1 protein-coding gene is annotated in these 654 nt (G+C 65.7%); it reads right to left on the bottom strand.

The window, feature by feature from the left end; all coding sequences use genetic code 11:
* A partial coding sequence (locus CFB89_RS33860; RefSeq protein WP_144030209.1) for an AMP-binding protein occupies positions 1-654 on the bottom strand: 654 nt, incomplete at both ends.

Below are 654 nucleotides of genomic sequence, written 5' to 3'. Positions count from 1 at the left end.
GTTCTTCCGGGTAATAGCTCTTCTTGAAACGCTCCGGGTCGCCCCAGATCGTGCGGATCATCGCCGGCCACGGACGCTTGACGACGAGAATCCCGCCTTGCCCGTTCGGCACGTCCTGGCCGGTCTCATCGACCACCGCGGCCGTGATGCCCGGCAGTGGCAGGGTGCAGGAACCCGGCACGGTCGGCGTCGCGCCCGGCAGCGGCGTGATCATGTGGCCGCCGGTTTCGGTCTGCCACCACGTGTCGACGATCGGGCAGCGTTCGTGGCCGACGTGCTTGTGGTACCACATCCACGCTTCCGGATTGATCGGTTCGCCGACCGTGCCGATGATGCGCAGGCTCGACAGGTCATAACTCTTCGGATGGACCTTGTCGTCGGCTTCGGCGGCCTTGATCAGCGAACGGATCGCGGTCGGCGCGGTGTAGAACACGGTGACCTTGTGATCGCCGATCATCTTCCAGAAGCGGCCGGCGTCCGGATAGGTCGGCACGCCCTCGAACACGACCTGCGTGCCGCCGCAGGCAAGCGGGCCGTAGGTGATGTACGTGTGGCCCGTGACCCAGCCGATGTCGGCCGTGCACCAGAACACGTCGTCGGGTTTCCAGTCGAAGGTCCACTTCATCGTCTGCGCGGCCCACAGCAGGTAGCCGC

Source organism: Burkholderia sp. AU16741 (genome assembly GCF_002223345.1).
GTDB classification, from domain to species: domain Bacteria; phylum Pseudomonadota; class Gammaproteobacteria; order Burkholderiales; family Burkholderiaceae; genus Burkholderia; species Burkholderia sola.
This window is presented reverse-complemented; position numbering and strand designations above follow the sequence as displayed.